The organism is Nocardioides sp. OK12 (genome assembly GCF_024341885.1).
Classification (GTDB): Bacteria; Actinomycetota; Actinomycetes; order Propionibacteriales; family Nocardioidaceae; genus Nocardioides; species Nocardioides marinisabuli.
Genome location: NZ_BNET01000005.1, coordinates 87,132 through 105,720 on the forward strand (window position 1 = coordinate 87,132; position 18,589 = coordinate 105,720).

An 18,589-nucleotide genomic window follows, 5' to 3' on the forward strand; every position below is an offset into this window, starting at 1 on the left:
TACATGAGCAACCTCGAGCGCCCCGTGGCCCCGAACCCCTACGACCTCCTGCCCCCGGTGCCGTCCTTCACGGTGACCAGCACCGACGTCAGCGAGGGTGCGCCCCTCGACGCGGCCCAGGTCGGCGACGGCGGGGACTCCTCGCCGCAGCTCTCGTGGAGCGGCGCTCCCGAGGGCACCAAGAGCTTCACCGTGACCTGCTTCGACCCCGACGCGCCCACCCCCAGCGGGTTCTGGCACTGGGTGCTCGTCGACCTGCCGGCCGACACCACCGAGCTGCCCGCCGGCATCGGCGCCGAGGGTGCCGACCTGCCGGGCCAGGCCTTCATGTGCCGCAACGACCTGGGTGCCAAGGCGTTCGCCGGGGCCGCCCCGCCGCCCGGCGACCAGGTGCACCGCTACTTCTTCGTGGTGCACGCCGTCACCGAGGAGAGCCTCGGCGTGGACTCCGACGCCAGCCCGGCCGTCGTCTCGTTCAACCTGGCCTTCAAGACCGCTGGCCGCGCGGTGCTGCACGGCACCTACCAGCACTGACGCGGCACTGGACCCTGGCCGAAGGACGTCAGCCCGTCGGGTCCGCGCCCGCGCGGCGCAGCAGCTCCTCGAAGGGCGTGGGCTCGGCCAGCTCGGCCTCGAGGCTGCGCTCGCGCGGCCGCCGGGGCCCCGCGCCCGGGTTCAGCGCGGCGGCCAACTCGGCGGCGGCCCGCTCCACCCGGGCCTCCAGACCGGCGTCGCCGAAGTCGTCGGTGGCCGCGAAGACCCCGGAGGGCAGCACGGTCGCCCGCAGGTGGGTGAAGAGCGGGCGCAGCGCGTGGTCGAGCACCATCGAGTGCCGGGCCGTGCCTCCCGTGGCGGCCACGAGCACCGGCGTCCCGTCGAGCGCGTCGCGCTCCAGCACGTCCACGAAGGTCTTGAAGAGCCCGCTGTACGACGCCGCGTAGACCGGCGTGACCGCGATCAGCGCGTCGGCGCCGCGCACCGCCTCCAGGGCGGCGGCCAGCTCCGCACCGGCGAAGCCGGTGACGAGCCGGTCGGCCAACGGGTGCGCGAGCCGGCGCAGCTCGACCACCTCGACGTCGACAGAGGCCTCGAGCCGGCCCACGACCGCGGAGGTGAGCCGGTCGGCCAGCAGCCGGGTCGACGACGGGTCCGACAGGCCGGCGCTGAGGACCACCAGCCGGGTCATGCCGTGACCTCCTGCCGCTGCCGCGCGGCGAGCATCCCGGCGTGGGTCGGGGCGTCGGGCACGTGTGCAGGTCGCCCCTCGGCGAAGCCCGCACGCAGGTCGGGGAGGATCTCGCCGAGCAGGTCGAGCTGCTCGAGCACGGTCTTCAACGGCAGGCCCGCGTGGTCGATGAGGAACAGCTGGCGCTGGTAGTCGCCCACGTGCTCGCGGAAGCCCAGGGTGCGCTCCAGCACCTGCTGCGGCGAGCCGACCGTCAGCGGGGTCTGCGAGGTGAAGTCCTCCAGCGACGGGCCGTGGCCGTAGACCGGGGCGTTGTCGAAGTAGGGCCGGAACTCGCGCACCGCCGCCTGGCTGTCCCTGCGCATGAAGAACTGCCCGCCCAGCCCGACGTAGGCCTGGTCGGCGCGGCCGTGCCCGTAGTGCTCGAAGCGGTCGCGGTAGAGCCGCACCATCCGGGCCGCGTGCTCGGACGGCCAGAAGATGTGGTTGTGGAAGAAGCCGTCGCCGTAGTACGCCGCCTGCTCGGCGATCTCGGGGCTGCGGATGGAGCCGTGCCAGACGAAGGGCGCCACGCCGTCGAGCGGACGCGGGGTCGCGGTGAAGCCCTGCAGGGGCGTGCGGAAGCGTCCCTGCCAGTCGACGACGTCCTCGCGCCAGAGCCGGTGCAGCAGCGCGTAGTTCTCGACGGCGAGGTTGATGCCCTCGCGGATGTCCTTGCCGAACCAGGGGTAGACCGGGCCGGTGTTGCCGCGGCCCATCATCAGGTCGACGCGACCGCCGGTGAGGTGCTGGAGCGTGGCGTAGTCCTCGGCGATGCGCACCGGGTCGGTCGTGGTGATCAGCGTCGTGGAGGTCGAGAGCACGATGCGCTCGGTCTGCGCGCCGATCCAGGCCAGCGTCGTCGTCGGCGAGGAGGCCACGAACGGCGGGTTGTGGTGCTGGCCGACCGCGACGACGTCGAGGCCGACCTCCTCGGCCTTGAGCGCGATCGCGACCTGCGCGCGGATCCGCTCCTGCTCGGTCGGGGTCCGGCCGGTGGTCGGGTCGGGCGTCACGTCGCCGACGCTGAAGATCCCGAGCTGCATGCTGCTCACGCTCCCCTGTAGTTGAATCTCGAACTGTCGATCCAACGGCGGCGGGGGCCGGCTTGTTCCCGGCTCAGGCGGGCCGGTCGACCGGCTCGGCGACCACGACCACGTTGCTGCGGTAGCCCGAGCCGTCCCAGTCCTCGCAGGTGAGCACCACCAGGCGCCCGGGGACCTCCTGGCTGAAGAGCCGCCCGGCGTCCCGCGCGATCCGGCCCTTGTCGTAGACCCGCACGGTGCTGACGGCGTAGACGAGGTCGGCGCCGTCGGACCGCACGGTCATCCGGTCCCCGGTCTGGAGGGTCTCGAGGTCGTCGAGGGCCCCGCCGCCGGTGTGCACGGTGTGGCCGACCACGAGAGCACTGCCGGTCTCGGCCCCCGGGCGCGCCCCGTCCGACCACCAGCCCAGCTGCTGCGGGTCCCGCGGCGGCACCAGCACCCGCCCCGGGGCCTCGATGCCGCGCACCGGCGCGTCGACGCCGAGCTCGGGGATGCGCAGGCGGTCGGGGTCGGCCGGCGTCGCCTCGGCGTACGTCGCCTCCTCGGTGGTGTCCACCCCGGCCGCGGCAGCCTCCTCCGCGGAGCTCGCGGCGGGCGTGGGCGCCGATCCTGCCCCTCCGGGCCCCGCGCCGGGCCGCTGCGCCACCACCACCGCGAGGACGGCGAGCAGCACCAGCGAGCCGACCGCGACGAGGGCGAGCACCAGGCGGCGCTGGCGGTGGTCCAGGGTCAGCGAGGGCACGCACCCAGGGTGCCCGAGGACACCCCCGCCCACACCTCCACCCCGTCGCCGGCGTGGATCCGTGCCGGGTCAGCGCGAGATCTGCGACGGGTCGGCGCGAGATCTGCGCCGGGTCAGCGCGAGATGTGGGCCGGGTCGGGGAGGCGGTGCAGGACGAGCACGGCGCGGTCGTCGTCGCCCCGCGACACGCGGCGCAGCACGCGGCGCGGCAGCCCGTCGAGGCCCGAGGAGGCGGTGAGGTCGCTGGCGGTCGTGCGCAGCCACTCGACCCCGTCGTCGATGTCCTCCCCCGGGCGCTCCACGACCCCGTCGGTGTAGAACATGAGCGCGTCGCCGGGGCAGAGCCGGCCGCGGCTGGGCTCGACCTCGGCCTGGGCCGTGACCCCGAGGGCGGTGCCGCGGGCGGTGTCGACGCGCCAGGAGCCCCCCTCGCGCCGCAGCACCGGCGGGTGCCCGGCGCTGAGCACCTCGTAGGCACCGGTGCGCAGCTCGACGACCACGTGCACGGCGGTGGCGAACGCTTCGTCGGACTCCTGGCGCAGCAGGAAGTCGTTGGCGGCCTCCATCAGGCGCCCGGGCGGCACGGCGCCCAGCAGCCCGCCCAGGGCGCCCGCGAACTGCAGGGCGGCGGTCCCGGCCGCCACTCCCTTCCCGACGACGTCGACCAGGATCATCTCCAGGCGGTGGGCCTGCTCGTCGAGGCGGGCGACCAGGAAGTCGCCGGCGTAGCCGACGGAGTCGGCGGCCAGCATGGCGCTCTCGCTGCGCCAGCCCTCGGGCAGCGGCGGCACCGTCCCTTGGCGCTGGAGGCGGTCGCGCAGGTCGGAGAGGACGGTCTCGCCCAGCAGGGTGGGCAGGCCGCTGCGCTGCCGGCTCGACTGGAGCAGCACCAGCGCCGAGGCCACCACCAGCGACACCGTGGCCGAGATCCGCGACGACTCGAGCTCGCCCGGGCCCAGCGCGTCGGAGACGGCGACGCCGATCGTCCCGACCAGCGCCCACGAGACCAGCAGCAGGAGCGGGCGGTAGCGCAGCAGCAGCATGCCGGCCAGCAGCCACACGAAGACCACACCGACCGGCGCCACCCCGTAGCTGAGCGTCTGGACCGCCAGCGTGGCCGTCAGCAGGCCCAGCAGCACCACCGCCACGTAGCGCTGGCTGGCCGGGCTGCCCGAGCGCCACCCGTCGACGCGGTCCTGCACGTGGCGCGCGACCACCGTCCACGCACGCGCCGGCCTCGAGGTCACCGGCCGAAGACTAGGTGGTGCGACGGGGCCGGGGAGCCGACACCCCGAAGGGGTGACTTTTCTTGACTGGCTCCAGACAAGGGGGCAGGGTGGCGACGGTAGCGACAGCGACGTCCGCACGCCCCCAGGAGGGACCCTGATGACCCAGACCCACGGCTCGACCGCCGGCAACGGCGCCCCCGCACCCAGCGACCGCAACAGCCTCACCGTCGGCCCCGACGGCCCGATCCTGCTGCACGACCACCACTTCATCGAGCAGATGGCGCACTTCAACCGCGAGCGGGTGCCCGAGCGCAACGTGCACGCCAAGGGCTCCGGTGCGTTCGGCACGCTCGAGATCACCGGCGACATCTCGCAGTACACCAGGGCGGCCGTGCTGCAGCCCGGCGCGAAGACCGACATGCTCGCCCGGTTCTCGACCGTCGCCGGCGAGATGGGCTCCCCCGACACCTGGCGCGACCCGCGCGGGTTCTCGCTGAAGTTCTACACCTCCGAGGGCAACTGGGACCTCGTCGGCAACAACACCCCGGTCTTCTTCGTGCGCGACACCATGAAGTTCCCGCACTTCATCCGCAGCCAGAAGCGCCGCGGCGCCAACGGGCTGCGCGACAACGACATGCAGTGGGACTTCTGGACCCTCAACCCCGAGTCGGCCCACCAAGTCACCTGGCTGATGGGCGACCGGGGCATCCCCAAGACCTGGCGCCACATGAACGGCTACGGCAGCCACACCTACATGCTCTACAACGAGGCCGGGGAGAAGTCGTGGGTGAAGTTCCACTTCATCTCCGACCAGGGCGTGGAGTGCCTGACCCAGGAGGACGCCAACCGCATCGCGGGCGAGGACTCCGACTTCCACCGCCGCGACCTCTTCGACTCCATCGAGGCCGGGGACCACCCCAGCTGGACCCTCAAGGTGCAGGTGATGCCCTACGAGGACGCCAAGACCTACCGCTTCAACCCCTTCGACCTGACGAAGGTGTGGCCGCACGGCGACTACCCGCTCATCGAGGTCGGGAAGATGACGTTGCACACGAACCCCGAGAACCACTTCGCGCAGATCGAGCAGGCCGCCTTCGAGCCGTCCGCGATCGTGCCGGGCATCGGGTTCTCCCCCGACAAGATGCTGCTGGGGCGGGTCTTCGCGTACGCCGACACCCACCGCTACCGCATCGGCCCCAACTACCAGCAGCTGCCGGTCAACCGGCACCGCGTCGAGGGCGCCTACACCTACCAGTTCGACGGCCCGATGGCCTACGACCACACCGGTGACCGCTCGAAGTACGCCCCGAACTCCTACGGCGACCCGTTCTCCGACCTGACCGGGCCCGCCGAGGACGGCTGGGAGACCGACGGCGACATGGTGCGCGAGGCCTACACGCTGCGTCCCGAGGACGACGACTTCGGCCAGGCCCGCACGATGGTCAACGAGGTCTGGGACGACGCCGCGCGCGAGCGCTTCGTCTCCAACGTCGCCGGGCACCTCGCCGGCGGCGTGAGCGACGAGGTCCTGGAGCGGGCCTTCGAGTACTGGCGCAACGTCGACGAGCAGATCGGCAAGCGCATCGAGGACGCCGTGCGCGCCGGGCAGCACGGCGACCCCGCGCCGCACCCCACCGAGGCGCTCGAGACCGTCTGAACCACGGCCGCTCCGGCACGGGGCGCCGCTCTCGTTAGAGTGGCGCCCCGTGCGAGCCAAGGAGCCGGTGCTGGTCAGTGCCCACCGCTGCGGGGCCGGTGGTGACCGTGGGCTCGAGAACACCCGGGTCGCGCTCGAGAACGCCCTCGACCTCGCGGTCGACTTCGTCGAGTTCGACGTCCAGCGCTGCGCCGACGGCACCCTCGTGCTCTTCCACGACGACTGGATGTGGGTCGGGGACCGCCGGGTCCCGCTCGCCGCGCTCTCCTTCGAGGAGTTCGCCTCCCGGGCGCCCCACTTCCTGCGCTACGAGGAGGTGCTGGAGGCGCTCGCCGGGGTGACCAGGGCCCACATCGACCTCAAGTTCACCTCCCCCGACAGCCTGTACGCCGAGGCCGCGGCCACCTGGGAGGTCCAGGCGGCCCGGCGGGCGGTGCAGGTGCTGGGCGCCGACCAGGTCATCGTGACGACCCTGGAGGACAAGGCGGTGCGCGCGGTGCGCGACTGGTCGGACCAGGAGGGCCACGACCTGCTCGTCGGCCTCTCGCTGGGCCGCAGCGTGCGCGGGCTCCCCTGGCACCGCCAGGTCCGCGTGCGGGTCTCCGAGCTGCTGCCGCGGCTGCGCTACACCGAGTCGCGCGCCAACCTGGTCGTGGCCAAGCACACCCTGGCGCGGCTCGGCGTCGCCGCCTTCGCCCGCCGCCGGGGGCTGCCCCTGCTGGTGTGGACCGTGGACACCGAGGACTCGCTGCGCTACTGGATGCGACCGGGCCGGGCCTGGCTGGTGACCAGCAACGAGCCCGCCCTGGCCCTGACCGCTCGCGACGGGTTCCCCCGCCACCGCAGCGGGCGTCCCCCGAGGCCGCCGCGCACCCGTCGTCGTCCCGCCTGACACACTGCCGCCATGTCGCCCGACCACGACGGCACCGTCACCGACGTGCTGGGTGAGCCCTGGCTCGCCGAGACCATCGACCTCGGGGAGGACCACGAGGGCCCGCTGGTGGCCACCCTGGTCAGCCACCGCTCCCCCCGGCCCTCGGGGCGGGCCGTGCTCTACGTGCACGGCTTCGCCGACTACTTCTTCCAGACCGGCTTCGCCCAGTGGTGGCTCGAGCGCGGCTACGACTTCTACGCCCTCGACCTGCGCAAGTACGGCCGCTCGATCCGCCCCGGCCAGACCCCGACGTACGTCACCGACCTCGCCGAGTACGACGCCGAGCTCGAGATCGCCTGGCAGCGCATCACCGAGCGTGACCGCCACGACCGCGTGGTCGTGGCGGCGCACTCCACCGGTGGCCTCGTCACCTCGCTGTGGCTCGACCGGCAGCGGCCTGCCGAGCTGGCCGGGCTGGTGCTCAACTCGCCGTGGCTCGACCTGCAGGGCAGCCTGCTGCTGCGCACCGTGGGCACCGCGGTGATCAAGCAGCTCGGGGCCCGCCAGCCGATGCGCGAGATCCGCCGCGACGTCTCCGGCCTCTACGGCCGCAGCCTGCACCGCGACCACGGCGGCGAGTGGGACTTCGACCTGTCCTGGAAGCCCCTGGAGTCCTTCGCGGTGTACGTCGGCTGGTTGCGGGCGGTGCGCACCGGGCACGCCCGCCTGCAGCGCGGCCTCGACGTGCCGGCGCCGGTGCTGGTGCTCTCCTCCGACCGCTCCACGGTGCCCACCGAGATGGGCGACGACGTGCACACCGCCGACATCGTGCTCGAGGTGCCGCAGATCCGCCGCTGGGCCACCGCCCTGGGCGCGCACGTCACCTACGTGGCGGTGCCGGGGGCTCGCCACGACGTGGTGCTCTCACGGCCCGAGGCCCGTGAGCGCGCCTACGCCGAGATCGAGCGCTGGCACCGCGCCTACGTCGAGGGCGACCCGCCGGCGCCCGCCTAGCCCAGGACCAGCACCACGAAGGCGGTCAGGCCGACCACCACGATGACCGCGCGCAGCAGCAGCGGCGGGAGCCGCCGTCCCACGTGCGCGCCGATCTGGCCACCCACCACGGCCCCGACCGCGATCACCGCGACGATGGTCCAGTCGATGGAGGCCACGGCCACGAAGACGACCGCCGCGACCCCGTTGACGATGGCGGCGAGCACGTTCTTGACGGCGTTGAGGCGCTGCAGGTCGTCGGCCACGCCGATGCCGAGCACCCCCATCAGCAGCACGCCCTGGGCGGCGCCGAAGTACCCCCCGTAGACACCGGTGCCCAGCACCGCGGGCCACACCCACCCGGCCCCGTCGCGCGCCGCCACGCCGGCGGCGTCCCGCGCGGCACGCCGGGCGGCCACCCGGCGCGCGACGCTGGGCTGGACCACGACCAGCACGACGCCGAGCAGCACCAGCGCCGGCACGATCGTGGCGAACGCGTCCTCGGGGAGCACCAGCAGCAGCACGGCGCCCACGGTGCCGCCCAGGAACGAGGCGGCGCCCAGGCGCAGCACCCGGTCACGCTGCCCGGCCAGCTCGCGGCGGTAGCCCCAGACAGCCGAGAGGGACCCGGGGACCAGCCCCACGTTGTTGGAGACGTTGGCCGTCACCGGCGGCACACCGAAGGCCAGCAGCGTGGGGAACGTGATGAGGGTGCCCGACCCCACGACGGCGTTGATGGAACCGGCCGCGACCCCGGCGAGCAGGATCACGGCCGTCTCGAGCAGCCCCATCTAGGCGGTGGTCACTCGGCGTCACCCTGGGGACGCTCGGTGGACTCGGCGCGCGCCCGACCCGGGTTGGCGGCCTTGGCCGCCTCCTCGATGGCGGCCTGGACGGCCGCGTTGCTCGACCCGCTGGTCCCACCGGTCTCGGGGACCTTCGGCTCGCTGGGGCCCATGTCGACGCGCTTGAGCGGCCCCTCGACCTCCTGCGGGATCCCCTTGAGGTCGTTCATCGTCGAGCCGAGGCCCTCGAGCGCCTTGCCGATCTCGCTGGGCACGATCCAGACCTTGTTGGCGTCGCCCTCGGCGATCTTCGGCATCATCTGCAGGTACTGGTAGGCCAGCAGCGACTGGTCGGGCTGGCCGTCGTGGATGGCCTGGAAGACCGTCTGGATGGCCTGGCCCTCGCCCTGGGCCCGCAGGATCTGCGACTCGCGGTCGGCCTGGGCGCGCAGGATCTGCGACTCGCGGTCGCCCTCGGCGGTCAGGATGGCCGACTGCTTCTGGCCCTCGGCGGTCAGGATGGCCGACTGGCGCTCACCCTCGGCGGTGAGGATCAGCGCACGCTTGTCGCGGTCGGCGCGCATCTGCTTCTCCATCGAGTCCTTGATCGACGGCGGCGGGTCGATGCCCTTGAGCTCGACCCGGTTGACCCGAAGGCCCCACTTGCCGGTGGCCTCGTCGAGGACCCCGCGCAGGCGGGTGTTGATCTCGTCGCGGCTGGTCAGCGTCTCCTCGAGGTCCATCCCGCCGACGATGTTGCGCAGCGTCGTCATCGTCAGCTGCTCGACGGCCTGGATGTAGTTGGCGATCTCGTAGGTCGCCGCCACGGGGTCGGTGACCTGGAAGTAGATGACGGTGTCGATCGAGACCACGAGGTTGTCCTCGGTGATGACCGGCTGCGGCGGGAAGCTGACGACCTGCTCACGCATGTCGATGACGTAGCGCACCTTGTCGATGAACGGCACCACGATGTTCAGGCCCGGGGAGAGCGTGTTCTTGTACTTGCCGAAGCGCTCGACGATCGCCGCGCGCGCCTGCGGCACGATCCGGATCGTCTTGGCGAGCACCACCGCGATGAACAGGAACAGCACCGCGGCCACGATGAGAAGGGCGAGACCCATGGGTTCTCCTCGGAGGTTGGGACGTGCGGACGGTCGTGCTGGGCGTGCTGGGCGTGCTGGGTGCGGTCAGGCCTCGAGCCTGGGCACCGGGTGGACGTAGGCGGTGGCGCCCCGGATCTGCAGCACCTCGACGGTCTCACCGGGCTCGATGGTGGTCATCGTGTCGTACGGCGCCGCGGTCCACTCCTCGCCGGCCAGGCGGACCCGGCCCACGTCGGTGGCGCTGATGCGCATCGTGACCTGGCCCTGGGTGCCCAGGAGCCGGTCGTGGCCCAGGGTCAGCTCGGGGCCGCCGTGCAGGCGGGTGATCAGCCGGGGCCGCAGCAGGGTCAGCGTCGCCAGCGACGCGGCCGAGGCGGCCAGCAGCTGCAGGGCCAGCGGCAGGTCGAAGGCGCCCGCGACGGCGCCGGTCAGGGCACCGACCGCGAGCATCATGAAGATGAGGTCGAGGCTGAACATCTCGACGACACCCAGGGCGGCGGCGAGCCCGAGCCAACCGACCCAGCTGTTGTCGCTCCACCAGTCCATGACCTCACCCTACCCAGGGCGCGGTGCCGGGTCTTTACCTGCCGCGGCTCAGTGGGCGCGGGTGCGACGACGCGCCGCCCAGCGCCCGTCCTCGTGGGTCAGGCTCAGCGGCATCCCGAAGGTCGCCGAGAGCGCCGACTCGGTCAGCACCTGGTCGAGCAGGCCCGCCTCGACGACCCGGCCCTCGCGCAGCAGCAGGGCGTGGGTGAACCCGGGCGGGATCTCCTCGACGTGGTGGGAGACCAGCACCGTGGCCGGCGAGTCGGGGTCGTAGGCCAGCATCGACAAGGTGGCGACCAGGTCCTCGCGCCCGCCCAGGTCGAGCCCGGCGGCGGGCTCGTCGAGCAGCAGCAGCTCGGGGTCGGTCATCAGCGACCGGCAGATCTGCACCCGCTTGCGCTCGCCCTCCGACAGGGTGCCGAAGGTGCGGTCGGCCAGGTGCAGCGCCCCGAGCTCGCGCAGCAGCGCGCCGGCGCGCTCGTGGTCGAGCGGGTCGTACTCCTCCTGCCAGCGCCCCACGACGGCGTACGACGCGGAGACGACGAGGTCACGCACGGTCTCGTGGCGCGGAATCCGCTCGGCGAGTGCGGCGCTGGTCAGGCCGATGCGCGGGCGGAGCTCGAAGACGTCGACGGTGCCGAGGACCTCCTCGAGCACCGCGGCCACCCCGTCGGTGGGGTGGATCTGGGCCGAGGCGAGCTGGAGCAGGGTGGTCTTGCCGGCGCCGTTGGGCCCGAGCACCACCCACCGCTCGTCCTCCTCCACGGTCCAGCTGACCCGGTCGAGCAGGGTGGCTGCGCCCCGTCGGACGGAGACGTCGGCGAACTCGAGGACTGCTGCCATGGCGTCACCCTAACCACCGGCGTACCCTCGGCCGCCGTGACCTCACCCCTGCCCGCCGCCGCCCGCCTCGCCTGGTGGGGCACCGCCTGGTTGCGCGGGCACGTGGTGGCCGACCTCGTGGTCGACGCGGTGGTCGACGACCAGGCCACGCACGCGGTCGCGGGCCTGGGCTCCCTGGGGCTGGGCGGCGACGCGACCGAGACGCTGCTGGGCGGGCTGGGGCGCCTGCGCGTCGAGGGCGCCGACACCATCGGCGCGGCCTTCGGCGTCGAGGGCGACCCCGTCGGGCTGGGCGGTCCCCCGGTCTTCAACGCCGCCGCCCTCGAGGCCGGGGAGGCCGTGGTGGTGACCGGGGCCGGCATGCGTGCCCACCCCGGCGCCCCGGGGGCCGTGGGTCTGGTGCCGGTCGTCGTCGGCGCGGCGACCACCTGGGTGGCCAAGCCGGCCGCGCGCCGCCAGCTGCCCGACGTCGGCGAGGCCGACCGGGCGCTGCGCGCGGCGCTGCCGGCCACCGCCGACCTGCTGGCCCGGCTCGAGGTGGCGCGCTGGCGGCCCGAGGTGGCCGACCGGCTGATGGACCTGCGCCACCGCGAGGCGCTCGACGCCCCGCCCGGCGTCCCGGCCCGCTGCGTCGAGCTCGCCGCCCGGGGGCTGCAGGCGCTGGAGATCACCGACCTGGCGCTCGAGGACGACGGCGGCGCGATCAGCGCCGCCGAGGCCGACGCGCGGGCCCAGGCGCTACGGCCGCTGGCCCGGGCCGGTCGACGGGCCCTGGTGGCGGCCTGCTCGCCCGAGGTCTGGCCGCCCTCCTGAGAGCCCGGTGTGTGACGTAAAGAACGCATGACGGAACATGTGCGTCATGCGCAAGAGCTCGTGGTGGCGTTTCCTCGTCGCCGTCCTGGTCCTGATCGGTGCCGCCCTGCTGACCCTGGGCTCGACGCCCAAGCTCGGCCTGGACCTCTCCGGAGGCACCCAGATCACCCTGGAGGCCAGCTCGACCGACACGGTCGAGGCCAACGCCGAGAACACCGACCGGGCCGTGGAGGTGCTGCGCGGGCGCGTCGACGCCCTCGGCGTCACCGAGCCGACCCTCGTGCGCTCGGGCGAGAACCGCATCCTCATCGAGCTCCCCGGCGTCGAGGACCCGCGCGAGGCCGCCGAGGTCGTCGGCCGGACCGCGCGCCTGACCTTCCACCCGGTGCTCGGCACCGACCCCAGCATCGTCGGCGACACCGGTGACGAGCCCGAGGAGGGCTCGCAGCAGCCCGACACCGACAAGCAGGGCCGCTTCGCCACCACCGACGAGGACGGCGGGCCCCTCGTGCTCGGCCCGGCCCAGCTCGAGGGCGACGACGTCTCGAGCGCCACCGCCGGCATCCAGGAGCAGGGCGTGCAGTGGGTGGTCGACGTCGAGTTCGCCAGCAAGGGCCAGGACGCCTGGGCCTCGCTGACCGGCGACGCCGCCTGCTTCCAGCAGGGCGACCCCCAGCGCCGCATCGCGATCGTCCTCGACAGCGAGGTCATCAGCTCCCCGCAGGTCCAGGACTCCACCTGCGACGTGGGCCAGCTCGGCGGGCGCACCCAGATCAGCGGCAGCTTCACCGAGGCCTCGGCCCAGAACCTCGCCCTGCTCATCGAGGGCGGCGCCCTACCGCTGCCGGTCGAGATCATCTCCCAGCAGGTCGTCGGCCCCACGCTGGGCGACGAGGCCATCGACGCCTCGTTCAAGGCCGGCCTGATCGGCCTGCTGCTGACCGGCCTCTTCATCACCTTCGCCTACCGGCTCTCCGGCTTCCTCGCAGTGGTCGCGCTGGGCTGCTACGCCCTCATCTCGTACGCCATCCTGGTCGCGCTCGGCGCCACCCTCACCCTGCCCGGCCTCGCCGGCTTCGTGCTCGCCATCGGCATGGCGATCGACGCCAACGTGCTGGTCTTCGAGCGAGCCAAGGAGGAGAGCTCCGAGCAGGGGGCGCCGCCGGCGCGCGCGATCTCGACGGGCTTCTCGAAGGCCTGGTCGGCCATCCTCGACTCCAACGTCACCACCCTGCTCGCCGGTGGCCTGCTGTTCTTCCTGGCCACCGGCCCGGTCCGCGGCTTCGGCGTGACCCTCACGATCGGTGTCATCGCCTCGATGTTCTCGGCGATGGTCATCAGCCGGGTCCTGGTCGAGTTCGCCGCCTCGCGCAAGGTCGTGCGCCGCCGCCCGGCGCTGACCGGCTTCGCGAAGACCGGCAAGGTCCACGACGTCCTGCTCGAGAAGAACCCCGACATCATGGGTCGCTCGCGGATCTGGCTGGCCGTCTCCGCCGCCGTGGTCGTCGCGGCGCTGGCCGGGATCGGGCTCAACGGCCTCAACCTCGGCGTCGAGTTCACCGGCGGGCGGGTGCTCGACTTCACCACCACGACCGCCGCGACCGCCGGCGACGTCGAGACGGTGCGCTCCGACCTCGGCGACGAGGGCTTCGACGACGCCGTCGTGCAGACCTCCGGCGACGGCGACCTGGTGGTCAAGGTCGGCGACGTCGACAACGACCAGGCCCAGCTGATCCGCGACACCGTCACCGCCGCCGTCCCGGGCTCCGACCTCGAGTCCGACTCGCTGATCGGGCCGTCCCTGGGCGACGAGCTGCGCAACAAGGCCCTGATCGCCCTCGGCATCGCCCTGGCCGCCCAGATGCTCTACCTCGCGCTGCGCTTCCGCTGGGTCTTCGGCGCCTCGGCCGCCATCGCCATGCTCCACGACGTCTCGATCGTCATCGGTGTCTTCGCCTGGCTCGGCCGGCCCGTCGACGGGGTCTTCCTCGCCGCGATCCTCACCGTCATCGGCCTGAGCGTCAACGACACCGTCGTCGTCTTCGACCGGGTGCGCGAGAAGTGGCGCGGCACCCGTGAGGGCGGCGAGACCTTCTCCGACTCGTGCAACGAGGCGGTGCTGGCCACCGTCCCCCGCACGATCAACACCGGTCTCGGCACGATGTTCATCCTGGGCGCCCTGTTCGTGCTCGGCGGCGACTCGCTGACCGACTTCGCGCTCGCGCTGCTCATCGGCCTGGTCGTCGGCACCTACTCCTCGGTCTTCACCGCCACCCCGCTGGCGGTGCTGATGCACCGGGTCTGGCCGGTGGAGCCGCGCGAGCCCCGGGCCAAGCGCGTCGAGCGCACGCCCGACGACAGCGGCGCGGTCGTCTGAGCCCCGCCACGGGGCCTCAGCGCAGCCGCGCCAGGTAGCCGCCCGCGACCCTCAGGTCGCGCACCCGGCGCTCCCAGGTGATCCCCACGACCAGCAGCAGGGCGCCCGCCGCCGCGAGCAGCACCCACTGCGGCGTGGCGGCGGCGTACGGCGCCAGCTCGCGCAGCACCACCAGCGCGCCGGCGACCCCGCCGACGAGCAGCGGCGCCTGCCAGCCCAGCCGGGTCCCGCCCAGCACCAGGACCAGGCAGCCCATCCCCAGCAGCAGCGCCCGCCACGACACCGGGTCCTGGGCCAGCACCCACAGCAGGCTGGGCACGACGGCCAGCAGCAGCCCCGGCAGCAGCGTCTCGACCGATCCGCGCCCGGGCGTGCGACGCAGCGCCAGCAGCCCCACCACGAGCAGCGCCAGGGCGCTGGGGGCGGTGTAGGGCTCGGGCGCCTCGACCCCGATGTCGGCCAGCTGCACCCAGGTCGCAGCGGCGAGCAGCAGCCCGCCCGCCCAGGCGACCCGGCGGCGACGGGCGTCGGTGAGGGCCCGGGCCACGAGCAGGGCCCCGACCAGGGTCAGGTGCAGCGACAGCGACACCGACAGGTCGTCGGCGGCGAGCACGCCGGCGACGGCCGGCCACGGCGCGACCAGCACCGTGGCGACGTCGATGTCGGCACGACGTACCAGCAGGGCCAGCACGCCGACGACCACCAGGGTCGCCGCGCCGCGCTGGGCGACGTCGAGGCCGACCACGCTCCCGAGCGCCCAGAGGGCCGCCACGACCGCCACGGGCAGCGCGGCCCACACCTCCGTGGCGGCGGCTCCCCCGGCGCGCACGACCCGGGAGCCGAGGGCGAGGGTGAGCAGGCCGGCGGTCACGGCCGCCAGCGCCGCGCTCGGCAGGGCCAGCAGCGCCGTCAGCGCAGCGACCGCAAGACCGACCCCGGCCGCCGACCGGGGCGCGAGCGCCACCGTCGCCCCCGACACGAGCGCCACCGGCACCACCAGCGCCGCCAGCGGCGCGTCGAGCAGCGCGGCGCTGGCCAGGACCGAGACGACCAGCGCCAGGCCGGTCCCGGCGACGCCCGCGCGCCGCCACGGCTCCCGCGGCGCGACCAGCGCCAGCACGACCAGGGCCAGCAGCGCGAGCGCGAGCACCGCCGGGACCAGCAGCAGCGGGTCCCACGCCGTGCCCGGACCGTCCAGCCGCACCCCGGCCCCGGCGGAGTACGGGTCGCCCAGGCCCAGCAGCGCGTCCACGGCGCTCATGTGCATCGCCACCACGGGGCCGAGCACCGGCGCCGCGAAGGCCACGGCGGCCCCGACCGGCACCACGCGGGCCCGGACCGGCAGGCGCGGCGGCCCCAGCACCAGCGCGAGCGCCACCAGGCTCCAGGCGGCCACGACCGCGCCGGTGGCGACCAGGACGGCGTCGGCGCCCTCGTCGAGGGCCGGCATCACGACGACCAGGCTGACCAGGGCCAGCGCCACGACGGCCGGCACGACCGCGGCCCGGTGCCGGCGTACGTCGCCGGCGAGCAGCGGCAGCAGTGCGAGGACGGCGGCGAAGAGCAGCCACGTCGCGCCTCCCTCGGCCCACAGCCCGCGCAGGCTCAGGTCGTCGGTGGTGTCGACGACCGAGACCGCCAGGAGCACCCACCAGGCCAGCACTCCCCCGGCCCCGGCCGCCGCCCGCAGGACCGGCAGGCGCAGCCGGGCCCCGAGCAGCACCAGCACGCCGGACCCGAGCACGCCGCCGACCCAGGCCCCGGAGCCACCCCCGGCTCCGTCGTCGACCAGGGCGGCCATCGCCCCCGCGACCACCAGCAGCGCCGGTGCCGGGACCAGCTGGGGCACGACGGGGCGGGCCCGGGCCAGCAGCAGGTGCAGCGCCGAGAGCGCCAGCCCGGCCGCCGCGAGCGCCGACCCGAGCACGACGCCCGACCCGGCGCTGCCCGGCTCGGGCACCCAGCCCGACTCGGCGGCCCCGAGCACGTCGAGGACCACCAGCCCGAGCGCGACCGCGGCGACGGCCTCGGCGGCCGCCGCCAGGTCGTGGCGCCGGAGCAGCAGCGAGCCACCGCCCGCCGAGAGCGTCAGCACGAGCAGCACGGCGGTGCGGCCGGCGACCCCGAGCGACGACCAGGCCACCGCGAGGAAGACCACGGCGGCGACCAGCAGGCAGGCGGCGCCGAGCGCGAGCAGCAGCTGGGGCACGGTGGCCTGGCTGAGCCTGCGGTGGCGCGACGCGGGGGCGGGGCCGGCGGCCGGGGCGCCGGGGATCGCCGACGCGCGCAGCCGCACGAGCAGCTCGTCGGCGCGCCGCAGCGTCGCCAGCAGCTCGTCGGCGAGCGGGTCGCGCAGCGGCAGGCCGCAGCGGGGGCACGAGACCGGGTCCTGCGGCAGCACCGCCCCGCAGTCGGGGCACAGGTCGGGGCGGGCGTAGGAGGACATGCATCCAGCACACCGCCCCGGGGCGGGCCGCCACCAGGGTCGAAGGACTCAGCTGCCTGGGTACGGGTGCTCAACCCCGGGCCGGGCGGCGCTAGCCTCGTCCTGCGATGAACCAGCCATCCCCGCCGCCCGAGGGCGCACGCCCCGAGACGCTCCTGATCACCCTGACCGGCCGCGACCGCCCCGGCGTCACCTCCGCGGTGTTCGCGACCCTGGCCCGCGCCGGGGTCGAGGTGGTCGACCTCGAGCAGATCCGGCTGCGCCGCCGGCTCATCCTCGGTGTCCTGGTGACGGTCCCCGAGGACGCGGCGGGCCTGCAGCGCGCGGTCGAGGAGACCGCCGCCGAGCTCGACATGAGCGTCGAGGTCGAGGCCGGCACCGGCGACACCCGGCCCCCCGCCCGCGGCGGCTCCCACGTGACCGTGCTCGGCACACCGCTCAGCGCCTCGGCGATGGCGGCCGTGGCCGGGCGGATCGCGGAGGCCGGCGCCAACATCGACCGCATCGAGCGGATGGCCCGCTACCCCGTCACCGCCTTCGACCTGCACGTCTCGGGGGCCGAGCCCGAGCGGCTGCGCGAGCTCCTGGCCCTCGAGGCCGCCAGCCAGGGCATCGACGTGGCCGTGCAGCCCGCCAACCTGCTGCGCCGCGGGATGCGCCTGATCGTGATGGACGTCGACTCCACCCTCATCCAGGGCGAGGTCATCGAGATGATCGCCGCGCACGCCGGCTGCGAGGCCGAGGTCGCGGAGGTCACCGAGCGCGCGATGCGCGGCGAGCTGGACTTCGAGGAGTCCCTGCGCTCACGGGTCGCCCTGCTCGAGGGGGTGCCCGCCAGCGCCCTGCACGAGGTGTACGACGCCATCCAGCTCGCGCCCGGGGCCCGCACGATGGTGCGGACCCTGCGCCGGCTGGGCTACCGCTTCGCCATCGTCTCGGGCGGCTTCACCCAGATCACCGACCGGCTCGCCACCGACCTGGGCATCCACTTCGCCCGGGCCAACGAGCTCGAGATCGTCGACGGGCGCCTGACCGGTCGCATCGTCGGCGAGGTCGTCGACCGCGCCGGCAAGGCCAGGGCGCTGCGCGAGTTCGCCGCCGAGATCGGCGTCGACGTGGCCTCGACCATCGCCATCGGCGACGGCGCCAACGACCTCGACATGCTGGCCGCCGCCGGTCTCGGCATCGCCTACAACGCCAAGCCGATGGTGCGCGACGCCGCCGACACCTCGGTCAACGTGCCCTACCTCGACGCGATCATCTACCTGATGGGCATCAGCCGCGAGGAGGTGGAGGCCGCCGACCGCGCGGTCGGCATCACCACCCCGGCACCGCCGGTCTGAGCCGTGCGGCCCGTGGCTCAGCCGCGGGCGACGTGGTGGGCCAGCACGGTCGCCGACTCCGGGGCGAGGTCGGCCCAGCTGGTGCCCACCGCGAAGACCGTGAGCGCCGAGGTCGGGTAGCCGCCCAGCAGCGCGGTGACGGCCCCGGGGTCGCCGTCGCCGTCGTCGAGCAGGTGCGCCAGGGACCCGATGGTCGGGTTGTGCCCCACCACGACCAGCGTGCCGACCTCGGCGGGCACCAGCCGCACCAGGTCGAGCGCCGCGTCGGTGCCGGCCTCGTAGAGACCGCGGTCGAGGTCGGGCGCCAGCGACCAGCCGGCCCCCGCGCACAGGTGCTCCCAGGTCTGCGCGGTGCGCACCGCCGAGGACACCAGCGCGTGGTCGGGCTCGACGCCCTGCTCGGCCAGCCACCGGCCGCCCGCCTCGGCGTCGCGTCGCCCGCGGGGGCTCAGCTCGCGGGCGGCGTCGGTCGCGGCCGCGTCCACGGCCTGGGCGTGCCGGGCCAGGACCAGGCGTCGGGGGGCGTTCTCGCTGCTCACCCATCCACCCTGCCAGCCCCCTGCTCGC

At 74.2% G+C, this 18,589-nt stretch carries 17 protein-coding genes; 7 read left to right on the top strand and 10 right to left on the bottom strand.

The features are described 5' to 3' along the window. Nucleotides 1-3: 3 nt before the first annotated feature. Nucleotides 4-534, top strand: a complete 531-nt coding sequence (locus OCU29_RS13670; protein ID WP_179616595.1) for a YbhB/YbcL family Raf kinase inhibitor-like protein — start codon at nt 4-6, stop codon at nt 532-534. Between the two features lie 28 nt (nt 535-562). On the opposite strand, the gene OCU29_RS13675 is transcribed toward OCU29_RS13670, so the two are convergent. The 4 genes from OCU29_RS13675 to OCU29_RS13690 form a co-directional block, all read right to left on the bottom strand. Further along, a complete protein-coding gene (locus OCU29_RS13675) occupies nt 563-1,186 on the bottom strand; it encodes a CE1759 family FMN reductase (protein WP_261820349.1) in 624 nt (207 codons plus the stop codon). Continuing rightward, the gene (locus OCU29_RS13680; protein WP_261820604.1) at nt 1,183-2,271 is read right to left on the bottom strand and encodes an LLM class flavin-dependent oxidoreductase; all 1,089 of its coding nucleotides are present in this window, start codon (nt 2,269-2,271) and stop codon (nt 1,183-1,185) included. Before OCU29_RS13680 ends, OCU29_RS13675 begins: the two co-directional genes overlap by 4 nt. A 73-nt stretch (nt 2,272-2,344) precedes the next feature. After that, a complete protein-coding gene (locus OCU29_RS13685; protein ID WP_261820350.1) occupies nt 2,345-3,013 on the bottom strand; it encodes a class F sortase in 669 nt (222 codons plus the stop codon). A 113-nt stretch (nt 3,014-3,126) separates the two neighbouring features. After that, nucleotides 3,127-4,260: a PP2C family protein-serine/threonine phosphatase gene (locus OCU29_RS13690; protein WP_261820351.1), complete on the bottom strand. Its 1,134-nt coding sequence runs from the start codon at nt 4,258-4,260 to the stop codon at nt 3,127-3,129. Nucleotides 4,261-4,399: 139 nt separating this feature from the next. Here OCU29_RS13690 and OCU29_RS13695 point away from each other — a divergent pair, with 139 nt between their 5' ends. The 3 genes from OCU29_RS13695 to OCU29_RS13705 are packed head-to-tail and all read left to right on the top strand — an operon-like array spanning nt 4,400 to nt 7,787. Continuing rightward, a complete protein-coding gene (locus OCU29_RS13695) occupies nt 4,400-5,899 on the top strand; it encodes a catalase (protein WP_261820352.1) in 1,500 nt (499 codons plus the stop codon). Between the two features lie 49 nt (nt 5,900-5,948). Continuing rightward, nucleotides 5,949-6,791 (top strand): glycerophosphodiester phosphodiesterase, encoded by an 843-nt coding sequence (locus OCU29_RS13700; RefSeq protein WP_179616599.1) that lies wholly within the window; start codon nt 5,949-5,951, stop codon nt 6,789-6,791. Nucleotides 6,792-6,803: 12 nt separating this feature from the next. Further along, nucleotides 6,804-7,787 (top strand): alpha/beta hydrolase, encoded by a 984-nt coding sequence (locus tag OCU29_RS13705; protein ID WP_261820353.1) that lies wholly within the window; start codon nt 6,804-6,806, stop codon nt 7,785-7,787. On the opposite strand, the gene OCU29_RS13710 is transcribed toward OCU29_RS13705, so the two are convergent. From OCU29_RS13710 to OCU29_RS13725, 4 genes are all read right to left on the bottom strand, one after another. Beyond that, entirely contained in the window at nt 7,784-8,557 is a 774-nt protein-coding gene (locus tag OCU29_RS13710; RefSeq protein ID WP_179616601.1) for a sulfite exporter TauE/SafE family protein, read from the bottom strand. The two genes, OCU29_RS13705 and OCU29_RS13710, sit on opposite strands and share 4 nt — an antisense overlap. Before the next feature lie 11 nt (nt 8,558-8,568). Next, a complete protein-coding gene (locus OCU29_RS13715) occupies nt 8,569-9,672 on the bottom strand; it encodes an SPFH domain-containing protein (RefSeq protein WP_261820354.1) in 1,104 nt (367 codons plus the stop codon). A 66-nt stretch (nt 9,673-9,738) separates the two neighbouring features. Continuing rightward, the gene (locus OCU29_RS13720) at nt 9,739-10,200 is read right to left on the bottom strand and encodes an NfeD family protein (RefSeq protein WP_179616603.1); all 462 of its coding nucleotides are present in this window, start codon (nt 10,198-10,200) and stop codon (nt 9,739-9,741) included. 48 nt (nt 10,201-10,248) lie between these two features. Next, complete coding sequence (locus OCU29_RS13725; RefSeq protein ID WP_261820355.1) at nt 10,249-11,043, bottom strand: ABC transporter ATP-binding protein; 795 nt, start codon at nt 11,041-11,043, stop codon at nt 10,249-10,251. 36 nt (nt 11,044-11,079) lie between these two features. Between OCU29_RS13725 and OCU29_RS13730 the strand changes: the two genes are divergently transcribed. Then, a complete protein-coding gene (locus tag OCU29_RS13730; protein WP_261820356.1) occupies nt 11,080-11,856 on the top strand; it encodes a hypothetical protein in 777 nt (258 codons plus the stop codon). 46 nt (nt 11,857-11,902) lie between these two features. Next, nucleotides 11,903-14,233: a protein translocase subunit SecD gene (secD, locus tag OCU29_RS13735; protein ID WP_179616606.1), complete on the top strand. Its 2,331-nt coding sequence runs from the start codon at nt 11,903-11,905 to the stop codon at nt 14,231-14,233. A 16-nt stretch (nt 14,234-14,249) separates the two neighbouring features. Here secD and OCU29_RS13740 read toward each other — a convergent pair whose 3' ends face one another. Then, nucleotides 14,250-16,679: a zinc ribbon domain-containing protein gene (locus tag OCU29_RS13740; RefSeq protein WP_261820357.1), complete on the bottom strand. Its 2,430-nt coding sequence runs from the start codon at nt 16,677-16,679 to the stop codon at nt 14,250-14,252. A 107-nt stretch (nt 16,680-16,786) separates the two neighbouring features. On the opposite strand from OCU29_RS13740, the gene serB reads away from it, so the two are divergent. Beyond that, the gene (serB, locus tag OCU29_RS13745; protein WP_179616608.1) at nt 16,787-18,022 is read left to right on the top strand and encodes a phosphoserine phosphatase SerB; all 1,236 of its coding nucleotides are present in this window, start codon (nt 16,787-16,789) and stop codon (nt 18,020-18,022) included. Between the two features lie 17 nt (nt 18,023-18,039). Here serB and OCU29_RS13750 read toward each other — a convergent pair whose 3' ends face one another. Continuing rightward, complete coding sequence (locus OCU29_RS13750) at nt 18,040-18,561, bottom strand: histidine phosphatase family protein (protein ID WP_179616609.1); 522 nt, start codon at nt 18,559-18,561, stop codon at nt 18,040-18,042. Nucleotides 18,562-18,589 lie beyond the last annotated feature (28 nt).